The sequence below is a fragment of the Pseudomonas sp. GM24 genome, from assembly GCF_000282235.1.
GTDB lineage: Bacteria > Pseudomonadota > Gammaproteobacteria > Pseudomonadales > Pseudomonadaceae > Aquipseudomonas.
Window position 1 is genome coordinate 20,931 of sequence record NZ_AKJR01000025.1, and the last position, 18,224, is coordinate 39,154.

Below are 18,224 nucleotides of genomic sequence, written 5' to 3' on the forward strand. Positions count from 1 at the left end.
AAAAAATCCCGGCTGACAACAAGGGGGAGCATTCAGCCGGGCAAAAGGAGCCTGTATCAATTACGACCGTTGCAAGAAGCTGTGCAAATCTGCCGCAAACTTTTCCGGGTGCTTGAATGCCAGGAAGTGATCGCCCTGTTCCGCCTTGCTGTAGACATGCAGAACCGAGTCCGGGATCACGGCGTGCATCCATCGCTGGCTTTCCAGCCAGTCACTGTATTCGCCGGTAAAGATCGCCGTAGGAACATCAATTTTGGTTTCAATGACATCGCGCCAATCGTTGGTAGCGTGATCGAAAAGCACCAGGCCAGTGAACGCCATGTCGTCCTTCACCACAACCTGTACCAGGCTAATCACATTGTGAAAATAAGGGGAGTCGAGCGCCATCGCCCGCTCGACAACCCGACTGCCAGAAATCAACTGGTTGGTGGGCGTCATGTTGACGTAGGACGCGATCATGCGTTCCGGCGATGTGGTGAATGCGCCGGCCTCCAGTCGCTGCTGTTCCGTCCAGTCAGCGTGGCAGTAGATTGAGGGGGCCTGGTCAATGATGCTAAGGGTGCGAATACCTTGTGTGCCGAAAAGATCAATATAAGCCCACATGATCGAGGCCCCCATCGACCAGCCACAATAGTGCGCTTGGGGCAGATCCAGATGCTGCGCAAATTCCTTCACGTCCATGGCGTAACGCGAGATGCGATTACCCTTTACGGTTTTCTCCGAAAGCCCCTGGTTGCGAACATCAAGCACGTAGACGTGATAGTGCTTGCTGAGGATTTGCATAAGGTGGAAATACATCGCGCCGTTCGCCGACCAGCCGGGAATGAAGATCAACGGCTGACCGCTACCAGCTTCCCAGTACGCCAGGCTCACGCCGTCGCCCGTAGTGAAGCTGCTGATTTTCAGCTCTTCAAAGTCCGAAGCGCGGAACGCCTGGCCAATGATTTCGTGCGGAAAGTAAAAGTCTTCGCCGAGCAATTCGGAGATCGATTGATTTTTCAGCGGGTATTTCACAGTCCTTCCCATGCCTTTAAAAGTCGTGTCTGAACAGGCGAATGCCTCGCCAGGTGCAGTGATTCGCTGCAACACCACGATAGGCCTTGGACAGTAGGGGAATAAATACTCAAAATGCCCGAACATTAGAAACGGATTGTTGGGAATGGATCGTCTGAGCAGCATGGCGGCATTTGTTAAAGCCGTGGAGATGGGGTCTTTCAGCGCCGCCGGTGACGCGTTGCAAATGTCGGCGCAACTGATTGGCAAACATGTCCATCATTTAGAGCAACACTTGGGCGTACGCTTGCTCAATCGCACGACTCGACGACAGAGCCTGACTGACTTCGGGCGTGAATTCTATGAGCGTTCCAAATTCATCCTTGCGGAAGTAGAGTCGGCTGAGAACCTGGCCGCGCACACTCAGGCTTTGCCCAGTGGGCGCTTGAGGATCAATGCTCCCGTCAGCTTCGGCATGCAGTCTCTTGCGCCGCGACTGCCTGAGTTCATGGAAGCCAATCCGTTGGTGAGCATCGAGCTGAGCCTCGCCAACCGTGCAATCGACCTCATCGATGAAGGTTTCGACGTGGTATTCAGGGTCGGGCAATTGGCTGACAGCGGCCTGGTTGCCCGAGAATTGGCGCCCTATAAACTCGTGCTCTGCGCTGCACCTTCCTATCTGCAAGGCAAGCCTGCGATCGAAACACCCTGGAACCTTCAGGACCATGAATGCTTGGGTTTCTCGCATACGGAATTGCGCACACACTGGACATTCAATGGCCCGGAAGGGACGGTGGTTGTTCCGGTTGGCAGCCGCTTCATGGCGGATCACGGCGAACCGCTGTTGTGTGCCGCATTGGCCGGCCAGGGCATATTGCTGCAGCCGGAGGAACTGGTTCGCCAATCACTTGAGAACGGTGAGCTGGTTTCTTTATTGCCCGACTATCCACCGCCTAGTCGCCCACTGCATGTCTTGTACGCGCCGGATCGCAGGCTGACGCCAAAATTGCGCAGTTTTCTCGACTTCGCTATAGCGGCGTTTGGAGCCGACTCGATCGCGCCCGAGCGCTTTTGAAACAAACTGTTGTAGATCCCCATTCCGAATCGATATTTATCCAGCCGAGGGCAGCCCATACAGTGGCAGCTTTGTTTTCTACGCTGACAGTAGAAACAGATGACGGGTAGAAATACCCGCTCATTCTTGACGGAGAAATGATGAATATTCAACTCGATAGCAAACACGCACTGGTCACCGCTTCTACCGGAGGTATTGGTTTCGCCATTGCCAAGGGGCTTGCACAGGCCGGCGCAGCGGTTGTTATAAACGGTCGCAGTGAACGCTCGGTCAACGACGCGATCGCTCGGTTGCACGCGGCAGTGCCCGGCGCGACCGTCAGTGGTGTGGCTGCGGATCTGAGTTCTGCCGAAGGCGTGGAGGTCTTGCTCGCTGGTGTCAGTGGCATCGACATCCTGGTGAACAATGCAGGCATTTATGAGCCACAGGATTTCTTTGAAACAGACGATGAGGTCTGGAACAACTACTGGCAAACCAACGTGATGTCCGGCGTTCGCCTCAGTCGTGCATTGCTGCCTGCCATGGTTGAGAACGGTTGGGGCCGGGTGGTGTTTGTCGCCTCCGAGTCGGCCCGAAATATTCCCGCGGACATGATCCATTACGGTGTGTCAAAAACGGCTCAGTTGGCTTTGGCTCGAGGCCTCGCAAAACGCGTGGCTGGCAGCGGTGTGACCGTCAACAGCGTCCTGCCTGGGCCGACGCTATCCGATGGTGTGGCAGACATGATGAAGGGTGAAGTCGAGCGCACCGGCAAATCGCTGGAGACGGTCGTCGCTGATTTTGTGATGCAGCATCGCCCGAGCTCGATCATCCAGCGTGCAGCCACTGTGGAGGAGGTGGCCAACATGATCGTTTATGTGTGCTCACCGCAAGCATCGGCCACCACGGGGGCTTCACTCAGAGTCGATGGTGGCGTAGTCGACGACATCGTCTGATTCGAAACAATCGGAGACCCATGCCGGCCTGCGTCATGGGTCTTTTTTGTTCTTAGCCTGGAGCCTTTGCGATGATGCTGCATTCAATCGCTGTCGCGGCGACTCTTTTAGTAGGAGTGGTGATGGCAAGTGATCAAAAGGCCCGCGCGTATACAGCGCCCGCTGAATATCAGCTTTCGGGCGTTTCGCTGGTCGAGACGCTTTATCAAGGGCAGCACACCTTAGCGCTGCAAATGCCCGGTTCTTCCTATCAGGACCCTACCCGGGAACGATTGCTCGATAGAAATTTCATGGCGTGGCTGCCCATGGATTTCGGCGATGGCTCCATCGAAGTCGACGTCGCCAGTGACTTGGCGAAAGACGCACCTGAATACGCGCGTGGATTTGTCGGTGTTGCCTTTCGAATAGACGGGGCAGGGCACTTCGAAAGCATTTACCTGCGACCGACCAACAGTTCGGCGGATGACCAGATACGACGCAATCATTCTGTGCAATACGCCGGTTATCCAGACTTCAGATTTGATCAGCTTCGCAAAGAATCGCCGGAAAAGTACGAGACCTACGCCGACCTCGAGTTGGGTCGATGGATTCATATGAAGTTGGTGATCAAAGGCTCAAACGTTGATCTGTTCCTGGATCACAACGAGAAACCAGCGTTTATCGTACGGGATCTGAAGTACGGGGCGGCGCAGCGCGGGGGAGTGGGTATCTGGATCGAGTCCGGGACAGTCGCGCACTTCAGAAATCTGCGGATTTCCAGCGACGACAAGGGTTGAACTTCAAAGGCTTGTAATGCCTTTGAATAGATCAATACCCCGGCGAAGTAAGGGATCAATCTGACTTCGCCGGGGGGCGTGTGCTTACACGAACTGCAGAACGTCGTTGACGGCCTTGCGTGGCTTCTGCGGCCAGTTGGTCGCACCCGGGTAGCCAACGGTGACCAGCATGACCGGAATTTCCAGGTCAGACAGACCAAACTCCTTGGCCACCGCCGACTGATCGAAGCCGATCATTGGCGTAGAAACCAAGCCTTGGCCCTTCGCGGCCAGCATCAGTGTCATGGCTGCCAGTGAGCCGGAACGAATCGCCTCATCACGCTGCAGTTGTGGGTTTTCCTTGTACATGCCTTCAGCTGCACCTACCCACATGTCGTAGATGGCCTGATCAATGATGCCGGCGTCCAAGGTAGGTTTAAGCGCCGATGGCAATGTCTCGTGCGGATTGAGTGTGCCGCAGACGATAAATGTCACGGCAGCGTCGACGATCTTCTGCTGCCCCCACGCCAGTGGCAGGAGACGAGCTTTTGCTTCGGCGCTGCGTACGGCGAGGAATTTCCAGTTTTGCAGATTGAACGCGGAAGGCGCGTGGGTAGCCAACTCGATCAGCTCGGCAACCTGTTGATCGCTCAGGCTGCGCTCATTGTCATAGCTGTTGGCGGAAATTCGCGATTTGATAATGTTTGCGATATCGGACATGAGGGTCTCTGTGCGGGAAGACAGTGCGCAGACCCAGTCATTGAAGTGGAGCCTGCGCCGTCTGAAAATTAGCGGCTGAAACCGTCGAATGGGGTCATGTACACAGCCCCGAACGGATCCAGACGTTTACGGATTTCGGCGTCAGGCGTGCCATACACAACCAGGCTGGTGACGGTGCACAGTTCTAGAAAACGCTGACCGAATGGTGCAAACGTGGTGTCGACGTGGCTGACCACAGCACCGACGTTGTAGCGCTCGAGAATGTGAACGACGCTGTTGTCTTCGTTGACACTGTATTCGTAAACCAGTGTGCCCGGCTCAGCGCTGGTGGCTTCGACAATGTTGGCGATCAGCGCTTTGAATTCGGGGAAGTCAGCGGGTTTGACCGCGAGGGAGAACAGGCAGGAGATATGTGGATGCATGGCGGGTTTTTCCTTAGACGCTAGTGAGAATGCATCGCTGACCTAGCCGATGCAGGCGTTAACGATCGGGTCAGGATTTCTCCGGTGCCTCTCCAAACAATTTGCCGGCACCGGCCCAGTCGGAGGCGGCGACGTCTTCAAAAATGACGTAGATGTAGTTCGCATCAGTACCGGTGTGCTTGACGATGCTCGCGGTGATGTCTGCGGCAACAGCGGCTTTCTGCTCGTGTTCTTTACCTTCAAACCAGCTGACTCGTACGACAGGCATGGCAAATTCCTCTTTAGACATTGATCTGGATAATCGGTGTGCTTGCACGCTTGAAGCGCGTTGCACCGATGTTTTTCGAGGCTCAATGCTAATGTCGAATCATCTGGCGATAAATAGCCTGAAACTATAATCTGGGTAGATCCAAACTCTACAATCAGTTGATTCGCATGATTCCTGTCGATTCGTTTCAGGGTGTTATCACCTTCGTGGTCGCCGCCCGATCAACCAGTTTCACTCAGGCCGCAGATCGCCTCGGACTATCCAAATCGGCCGTGGGCAAATCAATTGCGCGGCTTGAGGATCGACTGGGCACACAGCTGTTCCACCGCACCACACGACGAATCTCTCTGACGGCCGACGGCGAAGCGTATTTCACCGCGTGCTCCACAGCGCTCGAGGAAATCGGCGCAGCGGAAAGTGGCCTCGGGCCGGGGGCAGGGGAGCCATCCGGTCGCTTGCGAGTGGACATTCCTGTGGCGTTTGGACGCCGGGTCGTCGCGCCATTGCTGTTCGAGATCGCCAACAAATACCCCGCACTGCAACTGAACATGACGTTTTCCGACCACATTGTTGATCCGTTTGAGGAAGGCATTGATCTCTTGGTGCGCTTCGGTGAGCTGAAGGACACCAGCGGCTTGGTAGCACGCCGGCTTACTCGCCAACGCTGGGCGATTTGTGCGGCGCCCGGGTATCTGCAGCGCTTTGGAGTTCCACAAACACTGGAGGACTTAAGCCATCACCATTGCATCGTCGGGCATCGTCGCGGCCAGCCGTTGTCGTGGCGCGTCAGGCAAGGCGCGGAAACTGTCCGTTATGCGCCACCGTCCACGCATCAAATAGGCGACGGCGAAGCGATGATTCTTGCCGCCGTCGCCGGGACAGGCTTGTGCCAGATGCCGCGCTGCCTGTTCAGAGAAGACCTGGAGGCGGGGAGGCTGGTCGAAGTCCTGAAAGATTACGAGCCTGATCCGGTTGATGTACATGCTGTCTGGCCAAAGGTCTCGCATCTGCGGCCGAAAGTCAGGTACGTGGTCGATGAGTTGGTAAAACTTTGTGAGCATTGGCAGTGACCTGCTGCCATGGCGCCCTTAGCGTCTGAAACTCAATCGCTGAAGAGATCAAACATCAGTTGCCGGAACCATTTGTTGGCCGGATCGCGGTTGTATTTGGTGTGCCAGAACATATTGATCGCAATCTCCGGCAGCGGTAATGGCAACGGCAGGATGGTCAAACCGAACGGTCCGCTACAACTGCTGGCGAAGCGCTCAGGCACGGTCGCGACAAGATCGGTGTTCTGCAAGATATGCCCTACCGCCACAAAGTGCGGCACCTCCAGGCGTATCTGGCGTTGCAGGCCAGCCCGCTGCATGTGCGTGTCGATCTCACCATGTCCGGTACTGGCCGCAACGATTCTCACGTGCCCATATTCACAAAAACGTTCTCGCGTCATGGGTTGTTGTGTCAGCGGATGATCCTGGCGGCACAGGCACACGTATCGATGATGGAACAAACGCCGTTGATAGAAGCCTGCCTGCAAATCGGGCAGTAATCCGACCGCCAGATCCACTTCGCCGCTGGCAAGACTTTCAGACAGTCCCGCATTGCTGCGCAGCGTGCTGACCGAAATTCCGGGGGCCTGCTTGAGCAGGGCCTCAATCAATCGCGGCATGAAGTAAATCTCACCGATGTCGGTCATCGCTACGACAAAGCGTTTCTGGCTGGTGGCCGGATCGAACTCGTCTTGGCGATTGATCGCGCCGTGCAGTAGGTTGATTGCCTGAGACACCGGCTCGGCCATTTGCAACGCGTAGGGCGTTGGTTGCATGCCTTGATGGGTGCGTACAAACAATTCGTCATTGAGTGAGGTACGCAGACGCTTGAGTGCGTTGCTCACGGCCGGCTGAGTGAGGCCAAGCGTTTCAGCCGCACCGGAAACACTGTGGTCGATCAATAGTTGATGAAAGATCACCAGCAGGTTCAGGTCGAGTTCGCGTAGGTGCATTGCAGGCAGCTCGGGAGGAGTGACGAGGCTGCAAGCATACCAGTATTCAGGTTAGTGATAGGTAGTATGGGAGTGAGGCCATTTATCAATGTTTTGTGAATAGTCATGATCGAGCTATTCCAAAAACAACATAAAGGTTTCCCCATGAATAGCCCTAAATCTGTCTTGCAAGTCGCTATCGTTGGCGGTGGTATCGCAGGTGTCGCCCTCGCACTGGATCTGTGCCGTCATCAACATCTGGACGTTCAACTGTTTGAAGCTGCACCGGCATTCGGCGAAGTCGGTGCAGGTGTTTCATTTGGCGCGAACGCGGTAAGGGCCATCGAAGGTCTCGGCATCGGCAAGCCCTACGAGCAAATCGCCGACCGGACTGCTCAGCCCTGGCAGGACATCTGGTTTGAATGGCGTCGGGGTGTCGATGCCGGCTACCTCGGTGCAAGCATTGCTGAAGGTGTCGGTCAGTCTTCAGTACACCGCGCAGACTTTCTCGATGCGCTGGCCAGTCAATTGCCAGAGGGCATCGCCGTTTTCGGTAAACGCGCAGTCAGCGTAGATGAGACGGGTGATCGCGTCAGTGTCCAATTCACCGACGGTACGCACCATCAGTGCGATCTCTTGATTGCAGCAGATGGAATCAAATCCTCCATTCGTGATTACGTACTTCAGGGCTTGGGCCAGCCTTTGGTCGCCCCGCGCTTCAGTGGCACCTGCGCCTACCGCGGAATGATCGACAGCTCGCAACTGCGCGATGCCTATCGTGCGGCGGGCGTCGATGAGCATTTGATCAACGTTCCGCAAATGTATTTGGGCCTCGATGCCCACATCCTGACTTTCCCGGTCAAACAGGGCCGACTGATCAACGTCGTGGCATTTGTTTCGGATCGGACTGACGCCAACCCGGTATGGCCCGCCGACAAACCCTGGGTGAAAAACACCACCCAGGCCGAGATGCTCGAAGCCTTCAGCGAATGGGGAGATGCCGTTCGCGTATTGCTTGAATGCATTCCCAATCCCACCCTTTGGGCACTGCACGAACTGGACGAATTGTCGGGTTACGTCCACGGCCGTGTCGGGCTGATCGGCGACGCGGCGCACGCGATGCTGCCGCATCAAGGCGCCGGAGCCGGACAGGGGCTGGAAGATGCCTGGTTACTGGCACGCCTGCTGGCCGATCCGCGGGTTTTGCAACGTGACGCGAAGCAGGTGCTTGAGGTGTATGACGCCATACGCCGTCCGCGTGCTTGCCGTGTTCAACGCACATCCTGGGAAGCGGGCGAACTTTACGAGTTCCGCGACGCCAAGGTAGCGGACCAGGAGCCACTGCTCTCGACAACGCTGGCCAGTCGCTTTGACTGGTTGTGGAACCACGACATGCAAGCCGACCTGGCTGAGGCGCACACCCGGCTCGGATGGGCACAAGCCGTCTGACTCCCTGCCGGCCGCTCGCCAGTCCGTAGCGACTGGCGTCGTCCGCGTCCAAGAACAAAAGGTGAATCATCATGACCGTCAGCATTTCCCAAACCGCTGAAATCCGCGAATTTTTTCAAGACGCAGCCGGGATGAAAAACCAGGCTGGAGACCCGCGCAGCAAACAGATTGTGCTGCGAATTCTGCAGGAAACTGCGCGACTCATTGAGGAGCTTGAGATCAGCGAAGATGAGTTCTGGGCAGGGGTCGAGTACATCAATCGACTGGGTAAAAACAACGAGGCTGGGCTCTTGATGGCTGGGTTGGGGATCGAGCATTTCCTTGATCTTCTCAACGATGCCAAAGAGGCGGAAGCAGGGCGCAGCGGCGGAACACCGCGCACGATCGAGGGGCCGCTGTATGTGGCCGGCGCGCCGCTTTCTCAGGGATATGCGCGGATGGACGATGGCAGCGAAGACGCTATCGCCACACCGATGTTTCTAGACGGCCAGGTCCTGGACACTCTCGGACAACCGATTGCCGGTGCGCTGGTAGATCTTTGGCAAGCCGACAGTAAGGGCAACTACTCCCACTTCGACAAAAGCCAATCGCCGTTCAATCTGCGTCGGCGCATCGTGACCGACGCGCAAGGGCGTTATCGCGTCAAAAGCATCGTGCCGTCAGGTTATGGCTGTAACCCTCAAGGACCGACTCAAGAGTGCCTCAACCATCTGGGCCGGCATGGCCAGCGCCCGGCGCATATTCATTTCTTCGTCTCGGCTCCGGGTTATGAGCATTTGACCACCCAGATCAACCTTTCCAACGATAAGTATCTCTGGGACGACTTCGCCTATGCCACCCGGGATGGCTTGATTGGCGAGGTGCATTTCGTTGATGACGAAAACCAATCCATCGCTCACGAAGTGTCGGGGCGTTTTGCACAAATGACCTTTGATTTCCAGTTGCGTCACGCTGCCAGCGCTCAGGCGCAACAACGCAGCAATCGCCAGCGTGCTCTGCAAGACGCGTAGGTCGCTGCCGGATAACCCATTCATTATTCAAGAGGATAAGTTCATGTCCCACACCGCGCTCATGCCTATCGAAGTCAAAGTCGCCGTCTTGCGTGAGGCAGGCGGCAAACTTCAGTTTGAACGTGCCGAGTTGGCCGTTCCGCGTCCCGATGAAGTTCGTGTACGCATCGTTGCCACGGGGGTTTGCCACACCGATATGGTCGTACGCGACCAACTTTTTCCGACACCGCTGCCCATCGTTCTGGGCCACGAAGGTGCTGGGATTGTTGAGGCCGTAGGCAATGCTGTGACAACCATCGTTCCTGGCGATCACGTTGTCATGACGTACATGTCCTGCGGCCTTTGTCTGCCATGCGAGACCGGACATCCGGCGCATTGCTCCCATATGCACCCCCTGAATTTCGGTGGCGGTCGCCTCGACGGCAGCACCTCCACCTGCAGTTGCGACAACGCGGCCCCGATACACGATCACTTCTTCGGCCAGTCGTCCTTTTCTACTTACGTGATTGCCAGCGAACGCAACGTGGTCAAAGTATCGAAAAAAGCACCGCTGGAACTGCTTGGCCCTTTGGGGTGCGGCATACAAACAGGCGCTGGTTCTGTGCTCAAGGCCCTACGAGTTGAAGCGGGTAGCAGCTTCGTTGCATTCGGTGCCGGCGCAGTCGGTCTGGCAGCGGTGATGGCCGCCCGGGTTGCCGGCGCGACGACCATTATCGCCGTGGACGTGACGCCGAGTCGCTTGGAACTGGCGCTTGAGGTCGGCGCCACACACGTCATCAACAGCCGGGAAGAAGACCCGGTTGAGCGCATTCGCGAGATTACTGGAGGCGGGGCGAATTACAGCCTGGAATGCTCCGGACGCGCGGAAGTTCTACGTCAGGCCATCGATGCACTCACGACGCTGGGCACCTGTGGCATCGTCGGCGCGACCAAGATGGGCACCGAAGTCGCTTTCAACATCAACGACGTGATGATCCCGGGCAAACGCATCATGGGCATCGTCCAGGGTGACGTGGTCGCCAACGCCTTTATTCCCACGCTTGTCGATCTGCACCTGCAAGGGCGTTTCCCCTTTGACAAGTTGTGCCGGTTCTACACCTTTGAGCAGGTCAACGAAGCGATGGCCGATAGCGAGAGCGGTATCACCATCAAACCGATACTTCGTATGCCGGCAGCTGCCGACCGAGCCTGATTTTTTTTCAAACTCATCAAAGGATTTCAAGATGACTGTTCAACTCGTAATCGACAATATCGCGCAAGCCGCCTCGGACGGTAAAACCTACCAGCGCATCGATCCGGTCAGTGGCAACGTTGTCAGCACCGGCGCGGCGTGCAGTGTGGAAGATGCGCGACGCGTCGCTGCATCGTCCCAGCAAGCATTTAAAACGTGGTCGAAAGTGGGCCCGACCGAGCGTCGTCGGCTACTGCTGGCAGCGGCTGATGCGCTGGAAAGCAAGATGGAGCTTTTCTGCAGTGTCATGGCTGAAGAAATCGGCGCTTCTCGACTCTGGTCGCAGTTCAACGTCGGGGCTTCGGCCAACCTGCTTCGTGAAGCGGCATCGCTGACCACCCAAATCAAGGGTGAAACCCTTGCTACCGATAAGCCCGGAACGTTGTCAGTCACCTTGCGTCAACCCGCCGGCACGGTGTTGAGCATTGCACCTTGGAACGGTCCGGTCATTCTCGGTACGCGATCCATTGCTTACCCATTGGCCTGCGGTAACACGGTTATTTTCAAAGGTTCAGAAAACAGCCCGCGCACTCATGAGCTGCTGGCCCAGGCGTTCTATGACGCAGGGTTCCCGGCTGGCGTGGTGAACTTTATTATTTCGGCGCCAGAAGATGCCGGCGCTGTAACTGAAGTACTGATCGCTCACGATACGGTACGCCGGGTCAATTTCACCGGGTCGACCAACGTCGGCCGGATGATTGCCCAGACCAGCGCGAAGTACCTCAAGCGCTGTTTGCTCGAGCTGGGCGGGAAGGCACCGTTTATTGTGTTAGAGGACGCCGACCTCGAAGGCGCGGTCAACGCTGCCGTGTTTGGCGCATTTCTGTACCAAGGGCAAATCTGTATGTCGACCGAGCGCTTCGTGGTCGATGAGTCTGTCGCTGATGCTTTCGTGGCAAAGTTTGCTCAACGTATTCGAGACCTCGAACAGGGGAACCCGGTGCTTAATCCTGGCAGCGTAATCGGCCCGATGATTTCCCAAGGCTCGGTACAGCGCATCAATCAGTTGCTGGATGACGCCGTAGGGAAGGGGGCCACGATTGTGGTGGGAGGTCTGGCAGAGGAGGCGCAGATGGCGCCGACGCTGGTGGATCGAGTGTCATCGAAAATGGATATCTACGATGAAGAAACCTTTGGGCCCGTCACCACCGTGGTTCGGGTCAAAGGCGCGGAGCAGGCATTGGCAGTCGCTAACGATACGGCGTTCGGTCTGTCGTCAGCCATCTTCAGTCGCAATGTCAGCCTGGCCCTTGATCTGGCTGGCCGACTGGATGCCGGTTGCGTACACATCAACGGGGCAACGGTGCAAAACGAGCCTCAAGCCCCTTACGGTGGTATGAAGAACAGTGGCTACGGTCGATTCGACGGCAGCGCGGTGATAGAGGAATTCACTGAAGTGAAATGGGTCACGGTCGAACCTTCCGACCAGCCTTATCCATTCTGATATCCAGATACGGGAACCGGCTCTGAGGAGCCGGTCTACCCAGAGTATGGGTTAATGCCCTGCGGCCTCCGCAAATTTTTTCGGCGCTACAAACGCCGGCGCCAAGGTGGCTGACAGGCGATACTCGATGGTCGTCGCCAGCCACATTGAATAGGCCAACAACTCTACTCCTTCCTCGACCGTCGTCTTGGCCAAGCGCTCGTAACCTTCGCCCAACACAAGATGCCAAAAGCTCCCCATGCCGAAAACGCGTGAAAACAGCAGCACGCCAAAGCCTGTAGCGAATGCGCCAAATGCGCGGGATTGTGTGAACGCAGCGAGGTCGGCCAATGTCTGTTGGCGGTTGGCTTTGCCCAAGGCCACCGTTACGCAGACGGTCGCGATGGCCAGGAACGGCACGCACCAGGCGCTATGACTGATGGGGTCGAACAAGCCATCCAGCTCTCGCATCAACAGGCAGGCAAAGAAACCGCCGGCCAGTGATTTGAATCCCGCATGACCTTTGCTCGTCGGCAGCGTCCAGAACAGTACGGCAGTAATGAACAGCATCAACTCCTGGCTGATTTCGGTGAACGATATCTCGAGAATCTGAGTGTGAAAAACGGCGATGTCCAGCCAGAGCATCGCCAGTGAAAAGAAAACAAATCCGAATCTCAGCAACAATGAGAAAGATGCCAGTTTCAACTCATGAAGAATAGGGTGCAAAACAGCTCCAAAGGGTTATGTATTTGAAATGGAAAGGTATTTGACGACAAATCGACGTCCTGTATGTATGGCATTTATGGATGAAGATTATCGATATATTCGATTTAACAGCATTAAGAGCTGCCCGCGATGCCGACGCATTGAGCACCGCAGAGCCTGTATCACTTGAAGGTTTTCTGAATCACGGAAACACCCAGCGCGATGCTGGCGATCACGATAATCACCCAGAAATACTCCATGCACGCGACCAGAGTTGCCTGCTGATGCAGGTTTTGACCCAGCGCCATCACCGATAATTGATTGGCAGGACCAGCGCCCATAGCGGGCGTGAGCGACTGTGCCAGCAACTGCGTGTTGGCCTGGTAAATCGGATCAGATGAATTGAAGTGCCCGTTGAGGTTGCTGTATTGCAGCGTCGTGCGCCATTGCAGAAACAAGGTGGCAACAGTTGTGCCGAGCGCCATGGCGATCTGTCCGAGCATGCTTTTAATCTGATAGGCATGGGCAAACAAAGTGTCGTGATGCGTCACGTCGCGAAATGTCTGCATGGCGGCGGTCGCAAGCACCAACATCACAAAGCAGCCATTGAGTATCAGCGCGGGCAATATGTTCGCCCACATGTTTGCATCAGGGGTGAGCGATGACAAAAGCAGACCAAAGCTGATAAGCGCCGCAAACCCGGCCACAAAGAACTTTTTCGGCCCCGGATGCTTCGGTATGACAAAGGCCATTACGATCCAGGTCAACAATGCACCGGCGAGACCAAACGCCTGGAACGTCCCGATCGTGTCCCACGAGTAGCCGAGGGCGGTTTGCAGGAAGTACGGCAAAATGTAGTTATTACTGCCCAGAACGATATACGTGAAGCAGAACAAAGCAACGCCGAGGATGTAGCGCGACTGCATTAGGTCTCTGACTTTGAGAAACGGTGTGTGCTTGGCATGCTCGGCATGGAAGAAGATGTAAACACCCAAAGCCGCCAGCAAAGCGAATGCCAGCAGAATCACTGTCTCGTTATAAAAGTCGTAGTAGGAACGCTGCAGCACATACAGCAGGAAGAAGGTGCTGACAGACAGCAGCAAGATGTTTCCTGGACTGGACGGCGAGCGTTCATCCTCTTCGATTGCCGTGTCAGGCAAGAACCTTGTACATAGAAAACCCGCTACCACGGCCCCCGCCATCAGCAGCCAGAAGATGGCGTGCCAGGTATCTTCGACCACCACCAGCGATGACAGAAAAGGGGCCGCAGCCGTGCCACTGGCGAGCCCCGTGGCAAATACTTTGACGCCTACGAATCTCCCTGGTCCGGGAGGTAGAAGATTGACCATCAAGCGAGCGGACGTCATGAAGGACGCCCCTCCCAACGCCATGATCACGCGGCCAACGGTGAACGAAGTCAGATCATCGCTGACGCCGCACACAAAGGCGCCCACCACATAAATGCTGATCGAGCCCAACATGAAATTGCGCCAGCCGAGTCGCTCAACCAACCAGCGCTGCTTTGAAATAACCACGACTGCGATACACGCATAAAGCGCGGCAACCAACGTGAACTCTTCAGGGCTGGCGTCTATTTCGCCGCGAATAGGCGCTGAGGCGAAAGCAATCATGCCGGCCTGAAGATATTCGAGCGCGCATAAAAGGCCGACGGCGACCAGCAAAGCGGCGTTTTTCCGATACATGAGCTGACTCGTCAAGGTTTCAACAGTTGGGAGGAGGGGCCGCGGTCTTCGTTGGCGCTGATTATTTGTTCGACGATGTCATTTGCATCCTTGAGTTCGTTCTCAAAAATATCGGTGCTGTAAGCAGGTTGCGCAGGTGTCTTTTTATTGAGTCGCTCGCCGCAGGTATCGGTGGTATCAACCGACACACGCATTGAGAGCCCCAAGCGCAATGGATTTGCGGCGATTTCGTCAGGACGTAGAGCGATACGGACCGGCACGCGCTGAGTGACTTTGATCCAGTTGCCCGTAGCGTTCTGTGCCGGCATCAACGAAAAAGCGCTGCCAGTCCCGGCATCCAGCCCTACGATGGTTCCGTGAAACATCACCTTGCGTGCATAGGCATCGGCGTGCAGTTCCACAGGTTGGCCGATCCGCAAGTCCTCAATCTGCGACTCCTTGAAGTTGGCGTTCACCCACACCTGATCGATCGGAACGACAGACATCAGAGCAACGCCCGGACTGATACGCTGGCCGACCTGCACACTGCGCTTGGTGATCAGGCCACTGACCGGCGAGTTGATCTGCGTGCGGTGCAGGGAAATAAACGCATCACGCAAATTGGCCGCGGCCACCAGCACGTCGGGGTGCGTTCTTAGCGTGGTGTTGTCGACCATGGCCAGACGCACTGCCAGGGCATGCCGCGTGCCGTCGAGTCCGGCGAGGGCGTTTTTGAGCACTTCCTCGGCGTGGCTGATCTCTTCCCGAGACACAGCGCCACTTGCGGCGAGTTGACTGCGACGGCGAACGTCATCCCGAGCCTTGCGCACGTCGTTCTGCCGCTGACTGACCTCAGCTTCCAGTTGTTGCACCTGGTAATACTGGGTACGCGCCTGTCGCACGGTTCGGGCCAGGTTCGATTGAGTGCGTTGATACTGGATTTCGGCATCGACTGCATTGAGCGTGACCAACGGAGCGTGGGCATCGATATGGTCGGTGTTATCGGCGCTGATGACGGTCACCGTTCCGCCGACCTGAGAGGTCACCTGCACGATATTACCGTCCACGTAGGCATCATCGGTGGACTCACTGCCAAGCCCCAGAAAATACCAGCTCGCCAGGACGGCCAAGAGCAGCGCGATCGCGACCATCAGCAGCAGTTGCGGACGAAATGACTTGGATGGACGGGAGGCGTCAGAAGAAGAGGGTGTTGGGGAGGTCATGATTTATCAACTACGGTGGAATTTGCAGGGGAGGTGACAGGGAGTTCCGGGCGATAGCCACCGCCCAGTGCTCGGCTCAGGTTCGCTTGCAGCGACAGTGCGCGAGACTCCAGCGTCACCAGTTGGCGCTTCTGGGCCAGGGTCGCATTCTCCGTGGCCAGCACTTGCAGATAGGTTGCCAATCCTGCGCCGTAACGAAGGTTGACCAGATCGGAAGCGGCTTGCGCGGTATTGACCGCGTCCACTTGCTGCGCCATTCGCTCTTTCAGCCAACGAAGCGAAGACAACTGATCGGCAATATCGCGAAGCGCATCGACAACGGTCTGGTTGTAATTTTCAACGGCGAGGTCGTAAGCCGCGTTCTGTGCACTCAAATTGCCGCGCAAACGCCCACCCTCAAAGATGGGCAGACTGATAGCGGGCGACACGCCCAGAATTCGGCTGCTGTGATCGTTGAAAGTGCTGAACGCAAGGCTTTGCAAACCCACGAAGGCTGTCAGATTCACATTGGGATAAAACCGAGCTTTGGCGACTTCAATCTCATGCCCCGACGCCTCTACACGCCAGCGCTGAGCGACAACGTCGGGGCGGTGTCCCACCAGTTCGGCTGGAATGTTGCTGGGCATCACCACGTGATTGCTGGCTAGCATGCGAGGGCGGGTGATCGAGCGACCTCGATCAGGCCCTTGGCCCAACAAAGAGGCAAGCTTGTTCTGGTTCAACTCGATCATTTCCTTCAAGGCCGCGATATTGGCGCGACTGGCGGGAAGCGATGCCTGTGATTGCTTGATATCGATCTGACTACCCAACTCAGCAGTGAATCGTTGTTGAGTGAGTTTTTCGATATCGATTTGCTGGTTCAACAAAGCCTGGGCTACGTCCAACTGCTCGTACGTATCCTGCAGGGCGATATAGGTCTGTACAACGGCCGATGACAAAATCAATGATGCCGCGCGACTATCGACTTCAAGCGCCTTTCTGCGTCCAACAGCGGCTTCAACCGCTTCGCGGTTCTTTCCCCAGAAATCCAATTCGTAACCGACATTCAGCGTTGCCTGATCGACATTTTGCCAGGTGCCTTTAACCGGGGCAGGGGTGGTGCCATTTGAACTGAATCGCTCACGGGTGGTGCTCGCTGATGCGTCGATATGCGGCAACAGCGACGCGCCCTCTATTGCTTCCAGCGCGCTCGCCTGGCGCACGCGAGCGGCAGCGGAGCGCAGCGTCGGGCTGTGTGCCAGCGCCTCCTCAACCAGATTATCCAGTTGCTTGTCGTTGAAGCTGCTCCACCAGGTTTGAGTTGGCCAGGCAGATGACGAGAGAGTTACCCCACTATCAGCTAAGGTTTCACTGGCGTTTCCGGGTTCTTGCAGGCTTGAGACTGGCTTCAAATCATTGAAGGCGCATCCGCTTAGCAGGACCACCAACGCCGCTACCGAGAATCGAGCGGCAAGGGGAAGCCCATCACGTGGGTGCGCTGACGCCTCGTTTTTACAACTGTTCATTACGTTTGTTCTCTTACGGCAAATAGAAATCAGGCCAAAGATGGGGCAGGATTCAATAAAAACTGTCAGTGTCGTTATGGGCAAAAAAAGGCGACTTAACGGGCTCTTAGTCCTTTAACAATTACGGAGACTGAATGGTCGATGTCATCCAGATTATCGAGGTTCGCCGTTACCAAATGAAGCCACGACATACCGGTAAGTAGCGAGACTGCGCTTTCGACGGCTGGACCTTCATCGATGTCGCCCGACTCTACAGCGCGTGCAAAAATCTTTCTTAACGTACGCTCGCGACGTGGCAAAAACTCTTTTCTGAACTCCTCTAGAGCCTGCGGTTCGTGCTGTATCTCGGCAATCAGGCTACGTAATGTTTCGCCCGCACTTGAGGTCCGCCACCAACTCCAAAGTGAGCGTAGGTGAACGATCAAGTCTTTATTCAAATCTCCAGTGTCCGGCTGCGTCACGAAGGTCAGGGCGGTACGTTCATAAACATCCCTGAGCAACGCGCCCTTGTTTTTCCACCACCGGTAGATCGTAGGCTTGCTCGAACCGGCCCGTTCCACCAACGCATCCATTGTGAATGCTCGATACCCACGCTCCTCGAGAATCGCTGCAGCAGCCTCAAGAATGGCCTCTGTGCTCTGAGGACTGCGAACAGCCCCTATGGAGGATCTGCTACGCAGCTTGGCGGATTTCAGGTGGTCGGGCTTGAATTTCATACAGTGCTCTGATTATTTTTGAGCGTGAAAACGCCAATAGAAACTGTGGGTATTTATAATTCCAAAGACGTTGCCGGTCAACAAAAGAGGTTTGAATCAGGCATTCAGAACATGAATAGTGACTATGGCTT

At 56.0% G+C, this 18,224-nt stretch carries 18 protein-coding genes; 8 read left to right on the forward strand and 10 right to left on the reverse strand.

Going from position 1 to position 18,224, the window contains the following annotated elements; translation table 11 throughout:
• Nucleotides 1–60: 60 nt before the first annotated feature.
• Nucleotides 61–1,014, reverse strand: coding sequence for an alpha/beta fold hydrolase (locus tag PMI23_RS04270; protein ID WP_086935978.1), 954 nt, complete (start codon nucleotides 1,012–1,014; stop codon nucleotides 61–63).
• A 145-nt stretch (nucleotides 1,015–1,159) separates the two neighbouring features.
• On the opposite strand from PMI23_RS04270, the gene PMI23_RS04275 reads away from it, so the two are divergent.
• From PMI23_RS04275 to PMI23_RS04285, 3 genes are all read left to right on the forward strand, one after another.
• The gene (locus tag PMI23_RS04275) at nucleotides 1,160–2,068 is read left to right on the forward strand and encodes a LysR family transcriptional regulator (protein ID WP_007910312.1); all 909 of its coding nucleotides are present in this window, start codon (nucleotides 1,160–1,162) and stop codon (nucleotides 2,066–2,068) included.
• Between the two features lie 140 nt (nucleotides 2,069–2,208).
• Entirely contained in the window at nucleotides 2,209–3,003 is a 795-nt protein-coding gene (locus PMI23_RS04280) for an SDR family NAD(P)-dependent oxidoreductase (protein WP_007910309.1), read from the forward strand.
• 71 nt (nucleotides 3,004–3,074) lie between these two features.
• Complete coding sequence (locus PMI23_RS04285) at nucleotides 3,075–3,779, forward strand: hypothetical protein (RefSeq protein ID WP_238539511.1); 705 nt, start codon at nucleotides 3,075–3,077, stop codon at nucleotides 3,777–3,779.
• Nucleotides 3,780–3,863: 84 nt separating this feature from the next.
• Here the strand turns inward: PMI23_RS04285 and PMI23_RS04290 are convergent, their stop codons facing one another.
• From PMI23_RS04290 to PMI23_RS04300, 3 genes are all read right to left on the reverse strand, one after another.
• Entirely contained in the window at nucleotides 3,864–4,478 is a 615-nt protein-coding gene (locus PMI23_RS04290) for a nitroreductase family protein (protein WP_007910305.1), read from the reverse strand.
• Nucleotides 4,479–4,546: 68 nt separating this feature from the next.
• The gene (locus PMI23_RS04295) at nucleotides 4,547–4,900 is read right to left on the reverse strand and encodes a putative quinol monooxygenase (protein WP_007910304.1); all 354 of its coding nucleotides are present in this window, start codon (nucleotides 4,898–4,900) and stop codon (nucleotides 4,547–4,549) included.
• Nucleotides 4,901–4,970: 70 nt separating this feature from the next.
• Entirely contained in the window at nucleotides 4,971–5,168 is a 198-nt protein-coding gene (locus PMI23_RS04300) for a tautomerase family protein (protein ID WP_007910302.1), read from the reverse strand.
• Between the two features lie 167 nt (nucleotides 5,169–5,335).
• Here PMI23_RS04300 and PMI23_RS04305 point away from each other — a divergent pair, with 167 nt between their 5' ends.
• Nucleotides 5,336–6,238, forward strand: a complete 903-nt coding sequence (locus tag PMI23_RS04305; RefSeq protein WP_007910300.1) for a LysR family transcriptional regulator — start codon at nucleotides 5,336–5,338, stop codon at nucleotides 6,236–6,238.
• A gap of 32 nt (nucleotides 6,239–6,270) precedes the next feature.
• Here the strand turns inward: PMI23_RS04305 and PMI23_RS04310 are convergent, their stop codons facing one another.
• The gene (locus tag PMI23_RS04310; protein WP_007910298.1) at nucleotides 6,271–7,170 is read right to left on the reverse strand and encodes a LysR family transcriptional regulator; all 900 of its coding nucleotides are present in this window, start codon (nucleotides 7,168–7,170) and stop codon (nucleotides 6,271–6,273) included.
• A 144-nt stretch (nucleotides 7,171–7,314) separates the two neighbouring features.
• On the opposite strand from PMI23_RS04310, the gene salA reads away from it, so the two are divergent.
• The 4 genes from salA (at nucleotide 7,315) to PMI23_RS04330 (ending at nucleotide 12,283) form a co-directional block, all read left to right on the forward strand.
• Nucleotides 7,315–8,598: a salicylate 1-monooxygenase gene (gene salA, locus PMI23_RS04315; RefSeq protein WP_007910297.1), complete on the forward strand. Its 1,284-nt coding sequence runs from the start codon at nucleotides 7,315–7,317 to the stop codon at nucleotides 8,596–8,598.
• 71 nt (nucleotides 8,599–8,669) lie between these two features.
• On the forward strand, nucleotides 8,670–9,608 hold the full coding sequence (catA, locus tag PMI23_RS04320; protein ID WP_007910295.1) for a catechol 1,2-dioxygenase: 939 nt from the start codon (nucleotides 8,670–8,672) through the stop codon (nucleotides 9,606–9,608).
• A gap of 43 nt (nucleotides 9,609–9,651) precedes the next feature.
• On the forward strand, nucleotides 9,652–10,800 hold the full coding sequence (locus tag PMI23_RS04325) for an NAD(P)-dependent alcohol dehydrogenase (RefSeq protein WP_007910293.1): 1,149 nt from the start codon (nucleotides 9,652–9,654) through the stop codon (nucleotides 10,798–10,800).
• Between the two features lie 31 nt (nucleotides 10,801–10,831).
• A complete protein-coding gene (locus tag PMI23_RS04330; protein ID WP_007910291.1) occupies nucleotides 10,832–12,283 on the forward strand; it encodes an aldehyde dehydrogenase in 1,452 nt (483 codons plus the stop codon).
• Between the two features lie 51 nt (nucleotides 12,284–12,334).
• Here PMI23_RS04330 and PMI23_RS04335 read toward each other — a convergent pair whose 3' ends face one another.
• The 5 genes from PMI23_RS04335 to PMI23_RS04355 all read right to left on the reverse strand — a co-directional run bounded on the left by PMI23_RS04335 (nucleotide 12,335) and on the right by PMI23_RS04355 (nucleotide 18,093).
• Complete coding sequence (locus PMI23_RS04335; RefSeq protein WP_007910290.1) at nucleotides 12,335–12,988, reverse strand: hypothetical protein; 654 nt, start codon at nucleotides 12,986–12,988, stop codon at nucleotides 12,335–12,337.
• A gap of 161 nt (nucleotides 12,989–13,149) precedes the next feature.
• Entirely contained in the window at nucleotides 13,150–14,670 is a 1,521-nt protein-coding gene (locus tag PMI23_RS04340) for an MFS transporter (RefSeq protein WP_007910287.1), read from the reverse strand.
• An 11-nt stretch (nucleotides 14,671–14,681) separates the two neighbouring features.
• Complete coding sequence (locus PMI23_RS04345; RefSeq protein ID WP_007910280.1) at nucleotides 14,682–15,872, reverse strand: HlyD family secretion protein; 1,191 nt, start codon at nucleotides 15,870–15,872, stop codon at nucleotides 14,682–14,684.
• On the reverse strand, nucleotides 15,869–17,377 hold the full coding sequence (locus PMI23_RS04350) for an efflux transporter outer membrane subunit (protein WP_007910278.1): 1,509 nt from the start codon (nucleotides 17,375–17,377) through the stop codon (nucleotides 15,869–15,871). The genes PMI23_RS04345 and PMI23_RS04350 overlap by 4 nt, the downstream gene beginning before the upstream one ends.
• 95 nt (nucleotides 17,378–17,472) lie before the next feature.
• Nucleotides 17,473–18,093, reverse strand: a complete 621-nt coding sequence (locus PMI23_RS04355; RefSeq protein ID WP_007910277.1) for a TetR/AcrR family transcriptional regulator — start codon at nucleotides 18,091–18,093, stop codon at nucleotides 17,473–17,475.
• Nucleotides 18,094–18,224 lie beyond the last annotated feature (131 nt).

Excerpts from the sequence above, each read along its gene's own strand:
- PMI23_RS04275 (WP_007910312.1), top strand. The coding sequence starts at position 1,160 with ATGGATCGTCTGAGCAGCATGGCGGCATTTGTTAAAGCCGTGGAGATG.
- PMI23_RS04280 (WP_007910309.1), top strand. The coding sequence starts at position 2,209 with ATGAATATTCAACTCGATAGCAAACACGCACTGGTCACCGCTTCTACC.
- PMI23_RS04285 (WP_238539511.1), top strand. The coding sequence starts at position 3,075 with ATGATGCTGCATTCAATCGCTGTCGCGGCGACTCTTTTAGTAGGAGTG.
- PMI23_RS04290 (WP_007910305.1), bottom strand. The coding sequence starts at position 4,478 with ATGTCCGATATCGCAAACATTATCAAATCGCGAATTTCCGCCAACAGC.
- PMI23_RS04295 (WP_007910304.1), bottom strand. The coding sequence starts at position 4,900 with ATGCATCCACATATCTCCTGCCTGTTCTCCCTCGCGGTCAAACCCGCT.
- PMI23_RS04300 (WP_007910302.1), bottom strand. The coding sequence starts at position 5,168 with ATGCCTGTCGTACGAGTCAGCTGGTTTGAAGGTAAAGAACACGAGCAG.
- PMI23_RS04305 (WP_007910300.1), top strand. The coding sequence starts at position 5,336 with ATGATTCCTGTCGATTCGTTTCAGGGTGTTATCACCTTCGTGGTCGCC.
- PMI23_RS04310 (WP_007910298.1), bottom strand. The coding sequence starts at position 7,170 with ATGCACCTACGCGAACTCGACCTGAACCTGCTGGTGATCTTTCATCAA.
- salA (WP_007910297.1), top strand. The coding sequence starts at position 7,315 with ATGAATAGCCCTAAATCTGTCTTGCAAGTCGCTATCGTTGGCGGTGGT.
- catA (WP_007910295.1), top strand. The coding sequence starts at position 8,670 with ATGACCGTCAGCATTTCCCAAACCGCTGAAATCCGCGAATTTTTTCAA.
- PMI23_RS04325 (WP_007910293.1), top strand. The coding sequence starts at position 9,652 with ATGTCCCACACCGCGCTCATGCCTATCGAAGTCAAAGTCGCCGTCTTG.
- PMI23_RS04330 (WP_007910291.1), top strand. The coding sequence starts at position 10,832 with ATGACTGTTCAACTCGTAATCGACAATATCGCGCAAGCCGCCTCGGAC.
- PMI23_RS04340 (WP_007910287.1), bottom strand. The coding sequence starts at position 14,670 with ATGTATCGGAAAAACGCCGCTTTGCTGGTCGCCGTCGGCCTTTTATGC.
- PMI23_RS04345 (WP_007910280.1), bottom strand. The coding sequence starts at position 15,872 with ATGACCTCCCCAACACCCTCTTCTTCTGACGCCTCCCGTCCATCCAAG.
- PMI23_RS04350 (WP_007910278.1), bottom strand. The coding sequence starts at position 17,377 with ATGAACAGTTGTAAAAACGAGGCGTCAGCGCACCCACGTGATGGGCTT.
- PMI23_RS04355 (WP_007910277.1), bottom strand. The coding sequence starts at position 18,093 with ATGAAATTCAAGCCCGACCACCTGAAATCCGCCAAGCTGCGTAGCAGA.